Source organism: Halorientalis sp. LT38 (assembly GCF_037031225.1).
GTDB lineage: Archaea > Halobacteriota > Halobacteria > Halobacteriales > Haloarculaceae > Halorientalis > Halorientalis halophila.
Map to the genome: position 1 here is coordinate 1076452 of NZ_JAYEZN010000001.1, position 18473 is coordinate 1094924.

General features: G+C 63.4%; 18 protein-coding genes. 12 read left to right on the top strand and 6 right to left on the bottom strand.

What is annotated here, in order from left to right:
- Positions 1 to 20: 20 nt before the first annotated feature.
- The 7 genes from U5918_RS05620 (at position 21) to U5918_RS05650 (ending at position 5555) form a co-directional block, all read left to right on the top strand.
- Entirely contained in the window at positions 21 to 2000 is a 1980-nt protein-coding gene (locus tag U5918_RS05620) for an AMP-dependent synthetase/ligase (RefSeq protein WP_336000128.1), read from the top strand.
- Positions 2001 to 2103: 103 nt separating this feature from the next.
- Entirely contained in the window at positions 2104 to 2496 is a 393-nt protein-coding gene (locus U5918_RS05625; protein ID WP_336000130.1) for a CBS domain-containing protein, read from the top strand.
- Positions 2497 to 2554: 58 nt separating this feature from the next.
- Entirely contained in the window at positions 2555 to 2779 is a 225-nt protein-coding gene (locus tag U5918_RS05630; protein WP_336000131.1) for a hypothetical protein, read from the top strand.
- A 58-nt stretch (positions 2780 to 2837) separates the two neighbouring features.
- Complete coding sequence (locus tag U5918_RS05635) at positions 2838 to 3239, top strand: DUF2267 domain-containing protein (RefSeq protein WP_336000132.1); 402 nt, start codon at positions 2838 to 2840, stop codon at positions 3237 to 3239.
- Positions 3240 to 3318: 79 nt separating this feature from the next.
- Complete coding sequence (locus tag U5918_RS05640; protein WP_336000134.1) at positions 3319 to 3966, top strand: metal-dependent hydrolase; 648 nt, start codon at positions 3319 to 3321, stop codon at positions 3964 to 3966.
- Positions 3967 to 4054: 88 nt separating this feature from the next.
- The gene (locus tag U5918_RS05645; protein WP_336000136.1) at positions 4055 to 4735 is read left to right on the top strand and encodes a DUF2238 domain-containing protein; all 681 of its coding nucleotides are present in this window, start codon (positions 4055 to 4057) and stop codon (positions 4733 to 4735) included.
- A 184-nt stretch (positions 4736 to 4919) separates the two neighbouring features.
- Positions 4920 to 5555, top strand: a complete 636-nt coding sequence (locus U5918_RS05650; RefSeq protein WP_336000137.1) for a hypothetical protein — start codon at positions 4920 to 4922, stop codon at positions 5553 to 5555.
- A gap of 37 nt (positions 5556 to 5592) precedes the next feature.
- On the opposite strand, the gene U5918_RS05655 is transcribed toward U5918_RS05650, so the two are convergent.
- Both U5918_RS05655 and U5918_RS05660 read right to left on the bottom strand, forming a co-directional pair.
- A complete protein-coding gene (locus tag U5918_RS05655) occupies positions 5593 to 6075 on the bottom strand; it encodes a DUF4112 domain-containing protein (protein WP_336000139.1) in 483 nt (160 codons plus the stop codon).
- A 136-nt stretch (positions 6076 to 6211) separates the two neighbouring features.
- On the bottom strand, positions 6212 to 7579 hold the full coding sequence (locus U5918_RS05660) for a hypothetical protein (RefSeq protein ID WP_336000141.1): 1368 nt from the start codon (positions 7577 to 7579) through the stop codon (positions 6212 to 6214).
- A gap of 234 nt (positions 7580 to 7813) precedes the next feature.
- On the opposite strand from U5918_RS05660, the gene U5918_RS05665 reads away from it, so the two are divergent.
- Entirely contained in the window at positions 7814 to 8929 is a 1116-nt protein-coding gene (locus tag U5918_RS05665) for a hypothetical protein (RefSeq protein ID WP_336000142.1), read from the top strand.
- A gap of 27 nt (positions 8930 to 8956) precedes the next feature.
- Here the strand turns inward: U5918_RS05665 and U5918_RS05670 are convergent, their stop codons facing one another.
- The 3 genes from U5918_RS05670 to U5918_RS05680 all read right to left on the bottom strand — a co-directional run bounded on the left by U5918_RS05670 (position 8957) and on the right by U5918_RS05680 (position 12792).
- On the bottom strand, positions 8957 to 10612 hold the full coding sequence (locus U5918_RS05670) for a sensor histidine kinase (RefSeq protein WP_336000144.1): 1656 nt from the start codon (positions 10610 to 10612) through the stop codon (positions 8957 to 8959).
- Positions 10609 to 12276 carry a PAS domain S-box protein gene (locus tag U5918_RS05675; protein ID WP_336000145.1) on the bottom strand — a complete coding sequence of 556 codons (1668 nt, stop codon included), beginning with the start codon at positions 12274 to 12276 and terminating at the stop codon, positions 10609 to 10611. Before U5918_RS05675 ends, U5918_RS05670 begins: the two co-directional genes overlap by 4 nt.
- A gap of 84 nt (positions 12277 to 12360) precedes the next feature.
- Complete coding sequence (locus U5918_RS05680; protein WP_336000146.1) at positions 12361 to 12792, bottom strand: ArsR/SmtB family transcription factor; 432 nt, start codon at positions 12790 to 12792, stop codon at positions 12361 to 12363.
- 239 nt (positions 12793 to 13031) lie between these two features.
- Here U5918_RS05680 and U5918_RS05685 point away from each other — a divergent pair, with 239 nt between their 5' ends.
- The 4 genes from U5918_RS05685 to U5918_RS05700 all read left to right on the top strand — a co-directional run bounded on the left by U5918_RS05685 (position 13032) and on the right by U5918_RS05700 (position 17495).
- The gene (locus tag U5918_RS05685; protein WP_336000147.1) at positions 13032 to 13613 is read left to right on the top strand and encodes a response regulator; all 582 of its coding nucleotides are present in this window, start codon (positions 13032 to 13034) and stop codon (positions 13611 to 13613) included.
- Positions 13614 to 13737: 124 nt separating this feature from the next.
- Positions 13738 to 14394 (top strand): AIM24 family protein, encoded by a 657-nt coding sequence (locus tag U5918_RS05690; protein WP_336000148.1) that lies wholly within the window; start codon positions 13738 to 13740, stop codon positions 14392 to 14394.
- 527 nt (positions 14395 to 14921) lie between these two features.
- Positions 14922 to 15905 carry a sensor histidine kinase gene (locus U5918_RS05695; protein WP_336000149.1) on the top strand — a complete coding sequence of 328 codons (984 nt, stop codon included), beginning with the start codon at positions 14922 to 14924 and terminating at the stop codon, positions 15903 to 15905.
- A gap of 54 nt (positions 15906 to 15959) precedes the next feature.
- Positions 15960 to 17495 (top strand): bacterio-opsin activator domain-containing protein, encoded by a 1536-nt coding sequence (locus tag U5918_RS05700; protein WP_336000150.1) that lies wholly within the window; start codon positions 15960 to 15962, stop codon positions 17493 to 17495.
- Between the two features lie 20 nt (positions 17496 to 17515).
- Here U5918_RS05700 and U5918_RS05705 read toward each other — a convergent pair whose 3' ends face one another.
- Positions 17516 to 17974 carry an RDD family protein gene (locus U5918_RS05705; RefSeq protein WP_336000151.1) on the bottom strand — a complete coding sequence of 153 codons (459 nt, stop codon included), beginning with the start codon at positions 17972 to 17974 and terminating at the stop codon, positions 17516 to 17518.
- Positions 17975 to 18473: the final 499 nt, after the last annotated feature.

The following is an 18473-nucleotide window of genomic DNA, read 5'->3' on the forward strand; positions in this document are numbered from 1 at the left end:
CAGAGATAGACACGGAAAATATGACGTCGGGGGATCCGCAGTGGCTCGAGGCCGAACGGGAGTACGAGGACGAGGTGATCGGGACCGGCACGATTCCGGAACTGTTCGAGGGGAGCGTCGAGCGCTTCGGCGACGGCGAGGCACAGATGTACAAAGGGGGCATCTACCCCCGATCGATGACGCCGGAGGTCGTCGACGAACCCGATCCGGGCGCGTACACGTCGATCACCTACGAGAAGATGGGGCGGATCGTCCGCTCCCTCGCCGCCGGCTTTCGTGATCTGGGGGTGTCGGCGGGCGATCGCGTCGGCATCATGTCGGACTCGCGGATGGAGTGGGCGCAGTCGGACTTCGGCATCCTGGCGGCCGGTGGCGTCGTGACGACCATCTACACGGAGTCCTCGCCCAAGCAGATCAAGTACCTGCTCAACGACCCGGGCGCGACGGGGGTCGTGGTCGAGAACGAGAAACTGCTCGACCGGCTCGTCCGGGTGCAAGACGAGCTCAGTCTGGAGTTCGTCGTCGTCATCGACGAACTCGACAAGTACCAGCACGTCGACCAGATCTACACGCTCAAGGACGTCTACGACCGCGGGGCGGACGAGTTCGACGAGGCCGAGTATCAGGGGTGGCTCGACGAACGCGACGCACACGATCTAGCGAGCCTCGTCTACACCTCTGGCACGACGGGCAAGCCGAAGGGAGTGAAGCTGACCCACCAGAACTTTCGGGCGAACGTAAACCAGATCCGCAAACGCGTCGGGCCGCGGCCGGACAAGGGCGACGACGTTCCCGTGCTCGACTCGGAGAAGCGGGCCATCTCCATCCTCCCACTGGCGCACGTCTTCGAGCGGACGGTCGGGCACTTCAGCATGTTCGCCGCGGGCGCGACGGTCGGCTACGCCCAGAGCACGGACACGGTCGGCGAGGACCTCAAGAAGATCCAGCCACACGGCGGGTCGAGCGTCCCGCGGGTGTACGAGCGCATCTACGCCCAGGCGCGCGAGCAGGCCAGCGGTTCCGACTTCAAAGAGCGCGTCTTCGAGTGGTCGGTCGACGTGGCCCGCCAGTACAGTCGCGCCGACAGCCCGGGAATGGGGCTGCGGGTGAAACGGGCGATCGCCGACAAACTCGTCTACAGCACTGTCAGGGAGGAACTCGGCGGGAACATCATCCTGATGGTCAGCGGCGGGGGGAGTCTGAGCGACCGGCTCGCCGAGTTCTTCGACGGGATGGGCATCCCCATCTTCGAGGGCTACGGGCTGACCGAGGCCGCACCCGTAGTCACGGCGAACGCGCCCGAGGACCTCCAGACCGGGACGCTCGGCCCGCCGCTTGCTGACGTCGATATCCGGGTCGACCCGTCGAAGGTGTCCGACGACCAGTTCGCGGACGCGGAGGGGTTCGTCGGCGAACTCCTGATCAAGGGCCCGAACGTGACCGAGGGCTACTGGGAGAAACCCGAGAAGACCGAGGACGCCTTCACGGCCGACGGCTGGTTCAGGACCGGCGACATCGTCGAGCGCCTCGACGACGACTACCTGGTCTACCACGACCGGCTGAAGAACCTGCTCGTGCTCGACACCGGGAAGAACGTCGCGCCCGAGCCGATCGAGGAGCGGTTCTCGACGTCCTCCCGGATCGAGCAGATCATGGTGATGGGCGACGACGAGAAGTTCGTCAGCGCGCTGATCGTGCCGAACTTCGACGCCATCGAGCGGTGGGCCGACAACCGGAACATCCAGCTCCCGGCCGGCCGGAACGACATCTGCGAGGACCAGCGCGTCCAGGACTGGATCGCGGAGGACCTCTCGCTTGTCAACCGGAACCTCGAGAAACACGAGACCATCAAGGAGTTCGCGCTCGCCCCCGAGGAGTGGACCCCCGAAAACGACATGCTGACCCCGTCACTGAAGAAGAAACGCCGCAACATCCTCGACGAGTACGCCGAGAAGGTCGACCGGATCTACGGTCGCGAAACCGCCCTCGCCGACGACTGAGCGCGCGGCCATCCCCGAGTCGAGATGGTCCAGCACAATCGTGTGCCCCGTCAACACTCGCCGCAAAACCAGGGGGTATGGCGTGGGGGGGCGTGAGTGTAGTATGAGCGACACTGCAGTCAGCGACGTGATGACGACGCCGGTCCTGACCGTCGCGGCCGACGAGACCCTCTCGGAGGCTGCCTGGGCGATGCGCGACACCGAGATCAAGTCCATCGCCGTCATCGACGCGGACTGCGACCCGGTGGGTATCCTCACCTCGACGGATTACGTCCAGGCCGCGGCCGACGACGTCTCCACCGACGAGACCACCGTCGCCGACTACATGACCACCGACGTCGAGACCGTCGCGCCGGACACCACCGTAGCGGACGCCTCGGAACACCTCCTCGACAGCGGGTTCAACCACCTCCCCGTCATGGACGACGACGGCGTCGTCGGCATCCTCACCACCACCGACATCCTCCGCCACACCGCTGGCGCACCCGCCCCGTAAACAGGGAGGTCTGGGATCGACCCGTAACTTATCCGCGTCCAGCCCCTGGTGTGCGTGTATGTGTCACGGACTCGCGCCAGCCTTCGTCCTGCGGGACGAGATCGCCGAGGAACTGCTCACCGAGGTCGAACGAGCGGCAGCGAGCGGCGACGCGGACGCGGACGGTGACGCCGCGTCCACGGGGGGCACCCCCGCGTTCGCGACCGAGGACGAGCCAGCGGGCGAGGCCCTGACCGGCGGCGCCAGCGACCGGTCCGACCGGCCGTCGGGCGGCCCCCAGTAACGCGTCTCGAACCGGTCCGAATATTCAAGCCGACCGGGGGGAAACCAGGGGTCGTTCGATGCGAACCGACTACGACACCATCGTGGACGACTTCGGGGACCGGGCCGGCATCGGGAACATGGCCAACGCCGAGCGTGCGGCCATCGAGACGCTGCTCACGCTCGGGGAGTCCGTCCCCACCGCGGAGGCCGACGCCCTCGGAGTCGTCCTCCCCGGCGCGCTGGGCGACGCCATCACCGAGCGCGCCGAGACCCACGAGGAGCGCGACGTTGAGGAGTTCGTCACCCTGGTCGCAGAACGCCAGGGCTTCGGCGTCGACGCCGAGGACGCCGTGATCCACGCCCGCGCGCTCATGGCCGCCATCGCTGCCCACGGCGGCCACGACGAGCTGCAGCGAGCCCACGCCGAGTTGCCCGACGACTTCGATCCGCTGTTCGAGACGGCCGAACTGGCCGGCTGAAGCCCCGAGGCCGTCCGTTCGACCGTCCGGTCCGACCACCGACACGTTCATATCCTTCTGTCCCCTGCAATAGGACACGATGATGCTCCCGACCCACGCGCTCGCGGGGATGGCACTGGCGCTCCCGGTCGCGTTCGTCGCGCCGGAGTACGCGAGCGTCGCCTTCGCGGCCGGGTTCGTCGGGGGCGTCTTCCCGGATCTCGATCTGTACGTCGGGCACCGGAAGACGCTGCACTACCCCGTGTACTTCGCCGCCCTCGCCCTGCCGGCGGGAGCGATCGCCGCGCTCGCTCCCACAGCGACGACGGTCGGACTGGCCCTCTTCCTGCTGGCCGCGGCACTCCACAGCGTCACGGACGTCTTCGGCGGCGGCCTGGAGTTGCGCCCCTGGGAGGCGACCTCCGACAGAGCCGTCTACGACCACTACAACGGCCAGTGGATCGCACCCCGGCGGTGGGTCGGGTACGACGGCTCGCCGAGCGACCTCCTGCTGTCGGGCGTCCTCGCCGCCCCGCTCGTCGCGACCGTCGACGGTCGCCTCGAACTGCTCGTACTCTCTGGCCTGGGTGTCGCCGTCGCGTACGCGACCGTCCGGCGCGTGCTGCCGTCGATCGCCGAGTGGCTCTTCGGCGGTGTGCTCGGGTCACTCCTCCCCCCGTCCCTGTTGACGCGGCTGCCGGCCCGCTATCTGCCGGACGGCGCCCAGCGAACGGGCGTCGACCGGTAGGTTCTCCTGTGCCGCGACGGTCAGTTCCCGGTGAAATGAGGGAGCCGAGCGTCACAACCCGCCAGGTTCGCCACGAGGCACCCTACCGATGAGTGACGCACTCTCGCTCCTGGCAGTCGCGCTCCAGGTCGCGATCGCCGTGACGCTCGTCGAAGCCGTTCGGCGACGAAACCTCGCCGCAGTCGCGAACGCGCTCCTCGCGCTCGGCATCGCGGTGCTGCCCCCAGTCGTCGTGTTCGTCGTCGACGCGGTGTTCGGCCGACCCCTCACCGTGGATGCGACCGTCACGATCTGGATCGCGGCGGCGGGCGTTCTCCACTCGCTGGGGATGCTGGGGCTCTACGAGTCCGTCTGGTGGTGGGACCACCTCACGCACACCGTCTCCGCGGCGCTGGTGGCCGCGCTCGTGTACGCGGCCCTCGTCGTCACGCTCGCGGCCTCCACGCCCGCCATCGCCGTGCTGACCGTCGGCTACACCCTCATCGTGGGCGTGTTCTGGGAACTGATCGAACTCGTCGCCCGCGATGTCGCCGAGCGGTACGACGTCGAACCGGTGCTGGTCCACTACGGCTGGCGCGACACCGCCCTGGACCTCGTCTTCGACGCCGTGGGGGCACTGCTCGTGGTCGGCTTCAACCTCCGTGTGTTCGTCCACGTGTTCGGCCGGTTCCCCAGCATCACCCGCACGCTGTTTCTCGGCGGCACCGGCGTCATCCTCCTCGGGTCGCTGGTCATGGTCGTCTCGCTCGCGCCCATCGGTGGCGAGTGACGAAGCGGCGTCGCAGCCACGGACGTGGGGTTCGAGCGCCGAGTGGCCCAATCAGGCCGGTCCGCCGTTAGAGACCGCCGAGGTGGCGAACTGAGCGTTCCGGACACCGATCCCGAATCCCAGTTCCTGATCAAACTGACCGGCACCCGAACGACGAAGTGTTCGCTGGGAGAACGGAGCACCGATGCCCTCCCTGCTCGAACGACTGCTCGGCGACGACACCCCAGACGAACAGGTCGACCTCGAATCACGACAGGAGACGGCCGACCAACGGCTGCGAGACGCGGTCGAACGCGGCAGCTACGCTGTCGAGGACTGCGGCGTGACCGGGATCGCGGTCGTCAACGAGGGGCCCGACGGCGAACCGATCGTCGTCCCTGTCGCGCGGTTCTCCCTGGGCGAGGACGTCGAGGAGCCGGATATGGCCCTGGTCTGGGACCTCGTGGGCGAAGCCACCGACGCGCTCCAGACGCCCTTCGAGGACGTGTTCGTCCGTCACTACGACGTGCAGTTCACGTTCGACGGCGACGGCCTCTTCGAGGCCGAGACGTGTCGTCGGGTCGCGCTCACCGACGAGTTCGTGGACCGGTATACGTCCGACCCCGGATTCGGCGTCGCGGACCTCCGGGAGGCGCTCCTCGAAGCCGACGACATCGACGACGAGATCGCGCCCGTCGCGTGGGGCGAGTGTAAGGACTACAGCCAGACCGACGACGCGGCGATCGTTGTCGCCGGCGCGGCCGCCGCGGCAGGCGCCAGCGCGAGTGCCGCGAGCTGCGCCGGAGCCGGTGCGGGCGGTGCCGGCGGCGGCGCCTGCTGACCGATCCCGGGGCTGGGACCGGCCCAGCCGGAGTCCGTCACTCGCCCCTGACGTGCCGTTCGAGCGCCCGCACGTTCCACTCGTTTGCCTTCCAGAACGCGTCGAAGACCGGGCCGAGCGCCGGAATCGACCCGATGAAGGCGTCGATTCCGACGAGCGCGAGCATCTTCGCGAGCGTGCCACGCGAGGCGTCGAGCCGGTAGGCCTCCAGGACCGGGTACAGCGACAGCGCCGCGGCCACGGAGTCGCCTGCGACGGGGAGCACGCCGATGATGGGGTCCAGTCCGATCCGGAAGTCGGTGCCGGGGACGCGGACCGCCTCGTCGAGCAGTCTGGCGACGCGGCTGGCGCGCCGGATCGCCGCCGCCTCGCGGCTCGTCACGTCCGGGTCGGCGGCGAGCGAGAGCGCCTCGCGGGTGTCCTCCAGGGCGGCCCCGACCGTCACGGCTCCCTGACCCCCGCCGCTGCCGTCGGTGCGCCAAGTGCGGTCGTCGCTGTCTGAATCCGCGGAGTCGGTCATGCCATTCGAAGAGGGCCACTAGCCCCTTCGTCACATTCCTTGCATCTGCAGGCCGGCGGCGCATCCGACGAGTGCACATAGACCGATACAGGGCGTACGCCCGTCAGTGGAGTCTCTGAATCCACATCATACCGTCTCAGGGGAACTCCCGCCGAGCGACCGTTCCCGTGACGCCGTCGACGGTGACTGTCACAATGACCTCGTCCCCCTCGGAATCCACAAACACATTGAGAAACGTGACCGAACCAGTAGTCGATATCGACGTTTCCCCTTCGCCCTCGACCGAGCGAACCGTCACCTTGTCAGCTTCGAACTCTTTCACGAAATCGACACGTACCATCTGTTGCTTTTCCGTGTACGAGAATTCGAATGCACCGTCCGGCACCGCCTCAGCCACCTTTGCTGGTGGGTTGCCGGTCCCGGTCCCCTCACCGCTATCGGTAGTTTCTGTTCCGTCGACAGTCTCTTCCGGTTCGGTGAACTCCAAGTCGAGGATGTCGTCCGGGTACGTTCCGGTTGCTGTAATCCTGTCGTTTTCGGCGGTGAAAGACGATTCCTGACTCGCCGAACCGAATCGTGACTTCAGTCGATTTTCTATGGAATCTCCCAGTTCGGGGGACTGAACGGCGAATCTGGCGGTTATGTTTTCAGTGTCAGCCGAAAACGTCACTGACGATACCACATCGTCGTCCGTGGAGACGAGGTCCGCTGCAGGCCGCTCAGATGGATCGCCCATGTAGATATCTGAAAGATCGGCACCGCCGCACCAGCCCATCGCCAAGTGGCCATGACCAGCAGTGTCGACCCCCCACCCGAACGAGTCCGTCTCGTCTACGGCTCGCCGGTGGTTATTACCTCTGGTATCGATAACGGTCTGGATCTCGTTACGGGTATCGCCTATCAGGACTGCCGTTTCGCTGACTGCTGTAACGCCGTCCAGATCTCCTGAAACGGGTTCATACAGCGCAAAATTGTCGATTTCGCCGGCTTCCTCGAACCTGATCTCCCCGAGAACTCCCTCCGTTCCCGCTTGGAGCTTTTCGTCGGCTTTCTCGAGGTCTATCTCACCGATCCCGATCACGGTGCCGTTCGCGACGAGGAGTTCCTCGACGCCACGGGTCGGTTGGGCTGGATCGATGAGATACCCAAGCCCCGACGCGGCGAGTCCGATATTGCCAGCCACGATCATCTGACCCCCGACCTCGATAGGGAACGTCAGGAGCGGATCGTCGATCTCGTCGAGTCCAGAGAACCCGGGGACAAATTCGGTTACATCCGTGTCGTCTCTGGACGGCAAGATCACCGGTAGCAACTGATTGGCTTTCGATGATTCCTGGGAAATCCGAAGGTCGATGTATGCAGTAAAGAGCCCGTCGTCTGCAGGGGGAATCCAGTCAGTATACGCCGGATACTCAGTGCTCCCGGTTCCGGAGCATCCACCGAGTGCTGTAGCAGCCGCCGCGGCACCGATTCCCAGGAATTGACGTCGATCAAAAGCTGGCATGATTGGAGGTCAGAGCCGGTCACCAGCACGAACAGGTAACCGGATACGTCAGAATTCGAGCGGATATTGTTAAAGTATACTGACTTCATCCGTGCATACCGGCTGATAGGTGGACATTCCCCCTTCCTGAGGGAAGGGGACCCAAGTCCGCTCGGAAAGTATCTTTCCCTGTGTATCGTTCCGAGAAACGCTCACTCACACCTAAACAGGAGCCCGGTAGTATCGACGCCTGGAATGGCTCCCCGCATCACGAGACGACGATACCTCAGTGGTCTCTCACTGGCCGGTCTCACCGCCCTCGCCGGCTGTACAGTTTCGTTCGAGGACGACCGGACTAACAGTACAGACACGCCCACCAGGACGGACATTGATACCACCGATGGGACCAAAGACAACGGCAGTGGCACTGCCACTGACGGTTCACCGACTGCAGTCGTTCGTGCGTATCTGGAATCAAGTACTGATGACGCGGCGAAAGTCCAAGGCTACTTCCATCCTGTGCATCCGCTCCATCCGGACAACATGGATTCAGAAGATGCAGATCAGTTCCTCACGCGATCAACGCGCACGATCACAGATATCGATGTTGCAACAGACGAACACGAAGTGTCAGTGAAAACAGTTCTCACTGCCCCGCTTCTGTCGATGGACGATATCGGTGAAGACACAATCGCGGACACAGTAGATGGCGAACGGAGCGCCATCGTCGAAGCGACGGTCATAACCGAAACCGGATTCAGGAACGATTCCCGCATCGTGACCGTCACCCACGAGGGCAGCTGGGTCATCCTCGCCCAGGGGATACGAATGACTGGTGAGAGTCCATCGCTCGAAATCCCTGTCGTCGACGACGTAACGTTCGACACCGAAGAAGACAGCGCTCGGGTATATTTTGCTGACTCGCTGCAAGCCGACAGTGTCACCGCGAAAGCAGGGAACGCGTTTTCGTCTCGATCCTCCGAGACACCCGAGATCATCGAGTATTTTGACCTTAGCCTGAACCCCGAGGGGGATGCCGTGATCGTGACGGTGACGGTAGATGAGAAATCTCGACCCGTTCATCGCGAACGATATCCCCCGTCGGATCGGATCGTCGAGAGCATCAGCTTCGACAAAGATCCGGAAACAGGCCTGTATGATGCCAAAGCACGGATCACGTTCACTGGCAACGGCGGGGACGGACGCCTCCGGGTGGAATCGACCGTGCAGGGCTCAGAAATGACGTTCGATAGTGTCTCGAACGCCTCGCACAGCGTCATCGGAATCGCTCCCGAAGGCGACGAAATTGTCGTCACCCTGACGGCCGACGGCTCGTCCGACGTGATCCATCGCGAGCGATATCACCCCTGATTCGACATCGATATCCCCGGGAGTCGGTCAATTTCGGAGGTCAGGAAGGTGAACCGTCACAGTACTCCCACGAGCATCCCGGGCTGTGAATTCCAGGCGCCCCCCGAGCCGAGTTGTGCCCCAGTATACCAGCCACAGTCCGATCCCTCGACTGTGCATGACGGCTGTTTCCTCGCCTTCGAGCAACACTGCTCTTTCGTGCTCGGGGATACCGGGACCCTCATCGTGTACCGCAATGATTCCGCCATCTGATGTTTGCGCCACTTCAATTTCGGCGGCCGAGTTCTCACCATCCGCATGTTCGATGGCGTTGTCCACCAACTCCTGCAGGATGAGCCGTAGTACGGGTCGATCGGATCGTATCGTTACGGGTTCATCGGGCGTATCGATGGTTATCTCCCTGTCTCGAGACTCAGCGGCCACTTCTCGAGCAACACTGCCCAGATCACATCGCCCCCGTTCGAGCGTCGGTTCGGTCAGTAACTGCTCCGAGCGTTCGATAGCAGACGAAAGCTCGACGAGTTCGTTCGCCATCGTTTCGATCCGTTCCAAGTACAGTTCTGTTTCGTCCGGCCGTATTTCGTCGTCGCGAACGGTTTCCGAGAATCCGCGTATCGCGTCCAGATCGTTTCGAAGGTTGTGCCGGACGATTCTGTTGAGTACCTGAAGCCGTTGTTCGCGTGTCTGGCGATCGGTCACGTCACGGAAGCGGTATGCGCGACCGAGGATGGTCTCGGCCCCGTCGGTAATCGAGTTGCGGGTGACGGCGAAGTCTCTGCGTCCCGCCGCCGTCCAAATCGAAACGGGATCGGTGAGATCGGTCTCTGCGGTGATTCCGGCGACATCTTCCAGCGATCGGTCTCTGTGAGCGGACCTATCGATAGAGAAGACGTCTTTGGCGGCCACGTTCACGTCGAGAAGGCGGTTCTCGCGATCGACCACGACCATCGGCCGCTCCAATGTATCGAGGACCGTTTCCCTGGCGAGATGGCCAGCAGTCGGCCCCGGCTCAAACAGACCGCCCCGGAGTTGCAACGTGGCAAATATTCCGCCGATGACGGAAAGCTGCACGAACGTGACCGCCAGGGAAGTGGACTGCCCAAACTGCTGCCCGAACCCGATAGTTAGCGGGAGGAGCGCGATCCCGGTACCAGCACTCACCAGCACTACCGCGCGCCCGTTGGATAAGTCATCGTACGTGAGGGTCCCCCGTGCGATGAGGAACACTCCGAGCAAACCCAGCGAAAATACGGTCAGCTGGAGGACGAACGTCGAAAGATACGACACGCGCCCGATCGCTCCGAGATCCATCTTTCCGATCTCGTGGACCCACGTAATGAGCGTGCTCCCGATCGTCACACAGCCGAGACCAGCCAACCCGACAGCACGTCGGCGAGTGATTGCTGGACCCCGGCCGGTGTACTCGAACACGAACGCGATCCAGAGTATCGCGGTGAAGACTGACCCACCAAGAAGGAGCAGGTAGATCGACGACCCCTCCCCGATCGACCTAGAACTGGTCCGAAGCACCGGGATTGCCACCGTCGAGAAACCGACGAGAGAGAGCAGCAGTGCAAACGGGATCGCGCCAGGATGTTCTCGGTCCCGGGCCACCCGTCCAGCCAGTACGAGACAAACTGCGGCCACAAACGCCCCTGCGACGATCCAGCCGAGGGACATCATGACTTACCCTCTGGCCCACCCCGCACTGCAGGATCGATCTGACTGGTGGTCGTCGGTAGGCGGATCGTCACACGCCGCCGTGCATCGGACTCACGCATCACGGAGAGACTGCCCCCGACCTGTTCCACCGCGAGACGGATCACAGAGATGCCTGCTTCGTCAGATGCTGGAACCGGCGCGGGATCCTTCGGCCCGTCAGTGGCTGTTGTGACCGTGACCGTCACCTGCTCATCGGCAGTTATCTGCAGTCTGACGGCGTCACTCGCGTGCTCCACCGCGTCTTCGAGCACAGTTTCAATGATCACCTCGAACAGGGGGCCAGAAATTACGGCCGAGAGGGGGGCGTCGGGGATATCGACCGTGATCGGTAGATCGACGTCCTCGGTTACCGTTTCCACAACCGTCTCGATCCGGGACCGGACGTCCATGACAGGTTTCGCTCCATCTTTCCCGGCGGCGATCGCCCGTTCGACATCTCGGGCCCGTGCAACGAGTGTCGTGAGTTCGGTCGTCGTCGTCCATATACGATCGGCGATCTGACTCCGATCGGGTGATGGATTGCGATCAGCGGGATCGGCGGCGATCTCGGAGACCTCGATCATGTGGCTTCGTACCACGTCAGCAACGAACCCGCCGAGGAGGGTCAGTTGCTCTTCTCGGATCCGTCGGTCGGTTACGTCCTCACAGAGAAGAAGCGTCCCAACGGACCGGTCGTGTCGATCCCGGACGCGAGTACCCGTGATCTCAAGCGTCGTCTGGCCGTCGAGTTCCACACGAACTGGGTTCCGGGATTCGACCACGTCAGTGGGATCGATCACCGGATCGAGAATCGTCGAGAGTGGCTCGTCTACGATCTCGGAGCGCTGCACACCGAAGAGCGCTTCGGCAGCAGGGTTCAGATCAGCCAGGTTCTCCGCACGGTCGACGACGAGTACACCGTCGGTCATCTCTTCGATGACGCGGTCCCGGCCGGCCACTCGCGCAGCCGGCAGCGTCTCGAAGACGGGGTATCGATGCACCGGGACGAGAAACAAGACGCCCGAGAGTGCGACGCTCGCAGGAAACAACGGGGGCTGATCGAACACCTGTGCGACGTGAATCCCCGACAACAGGACGACGATTCCAGCGGACAACAGTAGCGGTTCCCGGACAGGAAACGCGTTCTGTCCGATCGAGGCCCACAGTAACAGGAAGATCCCCACCGTCACGAGAAAGCCGACCAAGATATAGCCCACCGTGAGCGCGTTTACGAGCGCGATCTCCGGGCCGACGCGTACTGCACGTCCCGCGATGCTGATACTCCCGATGGAGACGACCGCGACACCGGCGGTGAGCACTCGCCGCAGTCGCCGAGCGCGACCGGTGTACTGACATGCAAACAGTGACCAGATCCCGCCGGCGACTACACTCGCGGTTGCCGCTAACACGACCCAGAGCAGGGCAGTCGGTTCCCAGCCGGTCAGATCGACGACCCCACTCGAGCCACTCAAATCGACAACCAGAAGATGGAGCACGCTGCCGACGAACATGACCGTCGCGACGCCGAGCAACGAGCGAGCGGTCGCGTCGCGACGATGTCGCCAGAGCGAGAGCAGCAGTGAAGCAGCTAGAAGGACCGCCAGAGTGCTGATTCCCAGTCGCGTTCCGCGAGCGATGGCATTCATATGTTCCGTGTTCCGATGGCTGTGTACCCGTCAGCGATGTTCGCAGAGCCGACCACCGATCGTATCGGCCGGCCCCTCGATCAGTCAATCGTCTGCCGGAACGCGAGTCGGGACTGGTGACTGTCTTTCGGCCGTTGACTCCGTTTCGACGACGATCTGGAGTCCGTCTTCGTCGAACGTGACGGAAAATCTATCGATCACAGCACAGTATTGTTTGTGATGGTGCCCACCATCGGTATCTAGATACTGACTCGTCGCTACGAGTCCGTAGTCGACGAGTTCGTTGAGTCGCCGAAACGCTGTGGCTCGGGAGATGCCCGTTGCGTCTGCAACGTCCGCACCACTCATTGGTTCCTCGAGGACCGCTTCGAGCACCAGTCGGGTATACTCGTCACCGAACAGGTCAAGAAACTCCTCCGGGTGGTCCTGCCCGGATTTTCCGGACGGTCGCTTCTCCGCTGGTGACTCGAGCGTCGTCGTGTGGTCGTGTCGCCGGGGTCGTGGATTTGTCGTCATCGTTGCTTCTACCCAGTCCCCGTATCCTGCTATCGACGCATGCTAACTATCGAGACCAACCTATCAGGGCGCATCTAGTAGTATAGAGTTCGATAGTCTGTGCGACAGTGTGCCCCTTCGCACGTCTCAGGGACCGATTCCCGGAGCGATCGAGAGCCTCATGTCGTCGGAGTTCGGTCTCCTGAAAGCGGAACGACAGCCGTTATTACGGATGCGCTCCGAATCGAGCGTGACCCGACATGGTCGAACCGACGGACGAGGCGCTCCCGCGTGCCCTGGTAGTCGACGACGAGCGGGAGGTAGCGGACGCGTACGCACTCCGATTGCGTGGCGTCTGCGACGTCGAGACGGCCTACGACGGTGAAGCCGCGTTACGGGCAGTCGATGACCGCCGGATCGACGTCGTCCTGCTGGACCGCCATATGCCTGGCCTGTCCGGGGATGAGGTCCTCGAACGTCTCGAAGAACGGGACTTCCCCGGTCGAATCGTCATGATCACGGCGATCGATCCCGGCTTCGACATCCTCGACATGCCCTTCGACGACTATCTCTGTAAACCAGTCGACAGGGAGGACGTGCAAGCAGCAGTCACACACCAGTGTACCATTCTGGGCTACGAGACGCTCGGTGAGTACTTCGGTGTCGAATCGAAACGGCGAGTCGTCGCGGCCGAGCTCTCAGCTGACGAATGCAACGCCCACGACGAGTACCAGGCACTGGAAACCAGTGCACGAGACCTCGAACAGCGGGCCCGGCGGTTGCTGACCGACACACCAGAGATCTTGAGCGCGTTCGAGAACGTGGACCGCGAAAGCAAGTAGACGGCGTCTTGGGCACTAAGCAATGCATTTTGTCAGGTGTTTCTGACTCTGAAACTCGGCAGATCCACTCTTGTTGCCACAGGGACGATGCTCCGACGGAGTCAGATCCGGGCTCCGTGAAACTATGGACATCGATCAGTTCAAATCCGACCACGCGCCGACAGAGACCGACGAGACGTTCCAGCTCGAGAATAGCTATGCCCTCGACGTAACAGTGGAGGGGTCCGTGATGGCCAAGGCCGGTTCGATGGTCGCGTACACCGGAGACCTCTCCTTTACCGGGCAGGCCTCGGCCGAAGGTGGAATCACCGGGTTCATCAAGGAAGCCGCCACCGGTGAAGGGACGCCAGTGATGGCCGTCGAAGGGCAGGGACACGTCTACCTCGCCGACGAACGAAAGAAGGTCCAGGTTCTCGAACTGGACGCTGGTGAATCGGTGACGGTCAACGGTGAAGACGTCCTGGCCTTCGAATCCGAACTGAACTACGAGATCAGTACCATCGACAGTCTCGCCGGCTCGTTCGCCGGCGGCTTCACCAACGTCTACCTAGAAGGGCCCGGCTACGTCGCCCTTACCACCCACGGCGATCCGCTCGTCATGGAACCGCCGGTTTCGACTGATCCGAGCGCGACGGTCGCCTGGAGCGGTACGACCCCGGACGTGGAAGTCAACACGAACCTCTCCGACATGATCGGCCAGGAATCGGGCGAACGCTTCCAGATGGACTTCGCCGGCGAGGGCGGCTTCGTGGTCGTCCAGCCCTACGAAGAACACGTGTAGGCTAGCTTGGTCCCCCTCCTCGGGTCAGTCGAATTCTAATCCGGACCGTCTGGCAGTGTTTCAGGCGGTGCAACACCGCCCAGTGATTGAATTACCACCCACTCCAACCGATAGCTGCCCGCCGAGGTCGGAGGCGGGACTGGAAATATCCGACCCCACCCGCTCTCTGGACAGCCCCCCTCGTTTTTTGTCCGGGAGACAATCCACTCCGGGCACGCCCTCGCGCGTCTCGCTCCCACCGAGACCTGTTTCGGCCAACTCGCCACGTCGAAACGGCGATACTCGAGCAGTGGGTTTCGGGTCGACTCCTGGCGATATCGGCAGGCATCTTAATAGCTAGAGTCCGTGATTAAACCGCTCGGCCGTCTACCCCGTACCGAGACCGATCGCACGATGCATCCCGATATACCACCCCTCAGCCACGTACCGCGACTGCCCAGAAGGGGGTGGGCAGCAACGTGAGCGGCGACAGCGCGAATAACCGGTCGATTCCGATCGCTCACTGGCCCGATCCGGTCTGTTACTTCGTGATCGACGACGGGACACCCATCGTAGAGTCCGTCAACGACCCGTTCGAGGAGGCCTTCGAGAAGATATCGTCGGGAACGGCTGTTACAGCAGCCCTGGACAATATCGGCATACGGCCCCGTTCGCCCACCACTCGCTTCGAGGCCGTGTTCTCGGGTAGCGGTCGGCTCGCTGTGCAAGTGTCTTGCGGGTCCGATACTGACGGCCACACAGAACAGTACCTCGTCCAAAGCGTGCCACCCGAGCCATCGGACGATGGGTTTCTCGTTTTCACACACGTTCGACAGAGCTGTGACTTCGATGACGGGGCAGAGTGGATCGACGTCGACCACGTCGCGAGCGTGGTCAGCCACGATCTCCGGAACCCGCTCGACGTCGCGAAGGCCCGTCTTCGAGCCGGACGTGAAAGCGGGGAGCGCGAGCATTTCGATCACGTCGAACAGGCCCACGGCCGGATGGAGCGGATCATACAGGACGTCCTGACACTCGCCAGGGGCGCCGACGTGGTCGAGCCTGCGGAATCAGTCGGGCTGACCGACGTCGCCGAGTCGGCGTGGGACACCGTCGAAACCGACGACGCGACACTCGACGTCGAGCGCCCCCTACCGACGGCGATTGCCGACGCAGACCGCGTCAGCCGACTGTTTGAGAACCTGTTTCGGAACGCAGTAGAACACGGGTCGTCAGCCCACCAGCCAGCGGGCCTTGACGATCGACGTGACGTCACTGTGGTAGTCGGACAGCTCGCAGGCGATGCCAGCGGCTTTTTCGTCGCCGACGACGGGCCCGGCATCTCCGAAGCCGAGCGCGAGCGCGTGTTCGAACCTGGCTTTAGCTCCGACGAGCATGGGACCGGGCTCGGCCTCGCGATCGTCGCCCGTATCGTCGCCCTCCACGGCTGGTCGATCACAGTCACGGAGTCCGCCTCGGGGGGAGCGAGGTTCGAGATCGGCGACGTCGAGTCACCCGGCGACGAGACGTGAACGGTATATGTATCTGGTACTTGTAACTCATCATACTCGAGAGGTCGGTACGACATGGACGAACGATTACGGAACGCGCCGGTCGGGATACTGGACGTCTCTCCGGACGGGTACGTCCGTGCCATCAACCCGGCTGCCGCTGACCTCCTCCAGGTCGACGCGGAGACCGCAGGCGGGGAGTCTCTCGACGCAGTGTTTCCCGCCTCCGTCGAGGAACGTGTCCCGCGGGCCTTGGACACGCCACTGAGCGAGGAGCGCTCATTCGAGGAGTACTATCCGGATCTCGACTGCTGGCTCACCGTCTCGCTCGTACCCCACGGCGACGCGGTCTCGGTGTATCTCCGCGACCGAACAGCCGCCTACCGAACCGAACGTCGGCTGGAGGCGGTTCGGGACGATCTTGACCGCTCGACGATCACGAACGAACTCGTTGGAGATATTCTGGCGGAGCTCGTAGCAGCTTCGACCAGAGAAGAGATCGCGGAGACGATCTGTACACAGCTGGGCGAAACTGACATCTACGAATTCGCCTGGGTCGGCGAGCGTGAGGTAGGTACTGGTGACATCGTCGTCCGCGCAACGGCCGGGACGACAAACCGGACGCTCCAATGTATCGAAGCTGAACTCGAGAACGAGACGTCCATCCCGGAACTCCGTGCAATCGAGAGCGGCACGCCGGAGTCAGTCCACCCGCTAGGGGAAGAGGAGTCCGTCCCGGAACCGATTCGCCGAGCGGCCTTCGCCGACGGAGTACAGTCGCTGCTGGCAGTTCCCCTGCGTTACGGGTCGAGCGTCTACGGCGTGGTCGGAATCTACGTGTCCGATCGAGACGGGTTCACCGAACGCGAACGAAGTAACTTTGACACGGTCGGTGAGATGGCCGGGTTTGCCATCAACGCCACCCGCAACCGTTCGCTGCTGCTCTCCGATACGGTCGTCGAACTCACCTTTCGCCTGACCGACCACGAGGCGCCGTTCGTCGCTGCCGCAACGGAACTGGAGGCAACGCTGTCGGTCGAGGGTCTCGTTCCCGATGCCGATCAACTTCTCTGTTATCTCGAGGTCGAAACCAACGCTCCCGATATCGTCGAGAGAACACTCAGAACGTTCGGGACAGTAACCGGTACGCGCCTCATCGGGACACATGACGACGAGGTCACCGTGGAAGCGACGCTGGCTGAGGCGACACCACTCGGTCAGTTGGTGAGTCAGGGGGCAACGCTTCAGTCGGCCACGTATGGTGAGGACGGTGCCCGAATCGTCGTCGAACTCCCGCCGGACGAGGACATCCGACGGATCGCGGATGCGTTTACGCGACAATACGATGCTACCGTCGCCGCCAAGCGCGAACACAGGCGAGACAACAGGACTGCGAGCGAGTTCCGGAACGCCCTGGACGAACGGCTGACCGATCGCCAGCGGACTGTGCTTCGGACCGCGTTTTTCGCCAATTACTTCGAGTCGCCACGAGACAGTACCGCCGAGGAAGTGGCCACGTCGCTCGATATCACTGGACCGACGTTACTCCATCACCTCAGGGCAGGCCAGCGGAAACTGCTCGCCGCGTTCTTCGACGCCGGTGACCCCTAGCGGGTCAATTCCAGCCGATCTCAGACCCGCACGACTGCCGTTCCCGCCGCCCGGTCGCCGAGTCGGGACCGCTTTTCGGAGAGCGCGAGCGCGAGGATCCCCACAAGGTAGAAGGCCGGAAGCCAGTCGACCAGTCGCAGGAGGTTCCGGGTGAGAGACGCCCCGAACGACGCGGGCGAGCCGTCCGCCCTGACCACCTGGATGCGGACGAGCGCCTTCCCAATCGTCTTCCCGAATCGCCACTCGAGCAGCGTGTGATACCCGATCGAGAGGCCGAGCCAGAGGGCCAGTCCCATTGCGGCCGGGGTGCCCTCGAGGTCGGTGTCGAGGCCGCTCGCGGTCGTCTCCGCCTGCCCGGTGGCGACGCCGACGATCGTCAAGGCGACGATGAACAGGAGGAACCAGACGGCCGAGTCAATCCCCATCGCGACCCCGCGGATGCCGACGCCACAGCGGTTCGTCGTCTCGTGATCAGACATGTGTGGCCTGATCGAGGACCGGGGGAAACGTCAAGCCTGGAGCGCTGTTTCAGGCCGAGAAACAGCGCCGGGCGGCGGTCGCCCAGCCTCGCGGGACGAAGTGCTATCAAATCCATCAGATTTCGTCCGCCGGTACCGTAAGTTTAAGTCGGAAAACGATACCAAGCCGACACATGAGCCAGCGGGTAGGGGAACGGCAGGTGCCGGCACCGGTTCCGCCGGACGATCCGGACGCCTGGTACGCGCCCGACGTGTGTACGCAAGACGAGGTCCATCCGGGGGTCGTCGCGACGATCCGCGAGCGCCCTTCTGGGCGCGAGCGACGCGCGCTTTCGGCCGTGGCCCGAACCAGCACCGCGCGCCGACCCGCCCGGAGCGAGCGGCCAGCGGAGAAAGCGTGGGGGGTGAGCAACCTGCGCAGCCCCCCGCGCTTTCCCGCTGGCGCCGAAGGCACATTCACTTTAGCCCGGAACGGCGAGCTTGCTCGGCGCATGCCCGG

Coding starts and splice junctions, on each gene's coding strand:
- U5918_RS05620 (WP_336000128.1), top strand. CDS start 21: ATGACGTCGGGGGATCCGCAGTGGCTCGAGGCCGAACGGGAGTACGAG.
- U5918_RS05625 (WP_336000130.1), top strand. CDS start 2,104: ATGAGCGACACTGCAGTCAGCGACGTGATGACGACGCCGGTCCTGACC.
- U5918_RS05630 (WP_336000131.1), top strand. CDS start 2,555: ATGTGTCACGGACTCGCGCCAGCCTTCGTCCTGCGGGACGAGATCGCC.
- U5918_RS05635 (WP_336000132.1), top strand. CDS start 2,838: ATGCGAACCGACTACGACACCATCGTGGACGACTTCGGGGACCGGGCC.
- U5918_RS05640 (WP_336000134.1), top strand. CDS start 3,319: ATGATGCTCCCGACCCACGCGCTCGCGGGGATGGCACTGGCGCTCCCG.
- U5918_RS05645 (WP_336000136.1), top strand. CDS start 4,055: ATGAGTGACGCACTCTCGCTCCTGGCAGTCGCGCTCCAGGTCGCGATC.
- U5918_RS05650 (WP_336000137.1), top strand. CDS start 4,920: ATGCCCTCCCTGCTCGAACGACTGCTCGGCGACGACACCCCAGACGAA.
- U5918_RS05655 (WP_336000139.1), bottom strand. CDS start 6,075: ATGACCGACTCCGCGGATTCAGACAGCGACGACCGCACTTGGCGCACC.
- U5918_RS05660 (WP_336000141.1), bottom strand. CDS start 7,579: ATGCCAGCTTTTGATCGACGTCAATTCCTGGGAATCGGTGCCGCGGCG.
- U5918_RS05665 (WP_336000142.1), top strand. CDS start 7,814: ATGGCTCCCCGCATCACGAGACGACGATACCTCAGTGGTCTCTCACTG.
- U5918_RS05670 (WP_336000144.1), bottom strand. CDS start 10,612: ATGATGTCCCTCGGCTGGATCGTCGCAGGGGCGTTTGTGGCCGCAGTT.
- U5918_RS05675 (WP_336000145.1), bottom strand. CDS start 12,276: ATGAATGCCATCGCTCGCGGAACGCGACTGGGAATCAGCACTCTGGCG.
- U5918_RS05680 (WP_336000146.1), bottom strand. CDS start 12,792: ATGACGACAAATCCACGACCCCGGCGACACGACCACACGACGACGCTC.
- U5918_RS05685 (WP_336000147.1), top strand. CDS start 13,032: ATGGTCGAACCGACGGACGAGGCGCTCCCGCGTGCCCTGGTAGTCGAC.
- U5918_RS05690 (WP_336000148.1), top strand. CDS start 13,738: ATGGACATCGATCAGTTCAAATCCGACCACGCGCCGACAGAGACCGAC.
- U5918_RS05700 (WP_336000150.1), top strand. CDS start 15,960: ATGGACGAACGATTACGGAACGCGCCGGTCGGGATACTGGACGTCTCT.
- U5918_RS05705 (WP_336000151.1), bottom strand. CDS start 17,974: ATGTCTGATCACGAGACGACGAACCGCTGTGGCGTCGGCATCCGCGGG.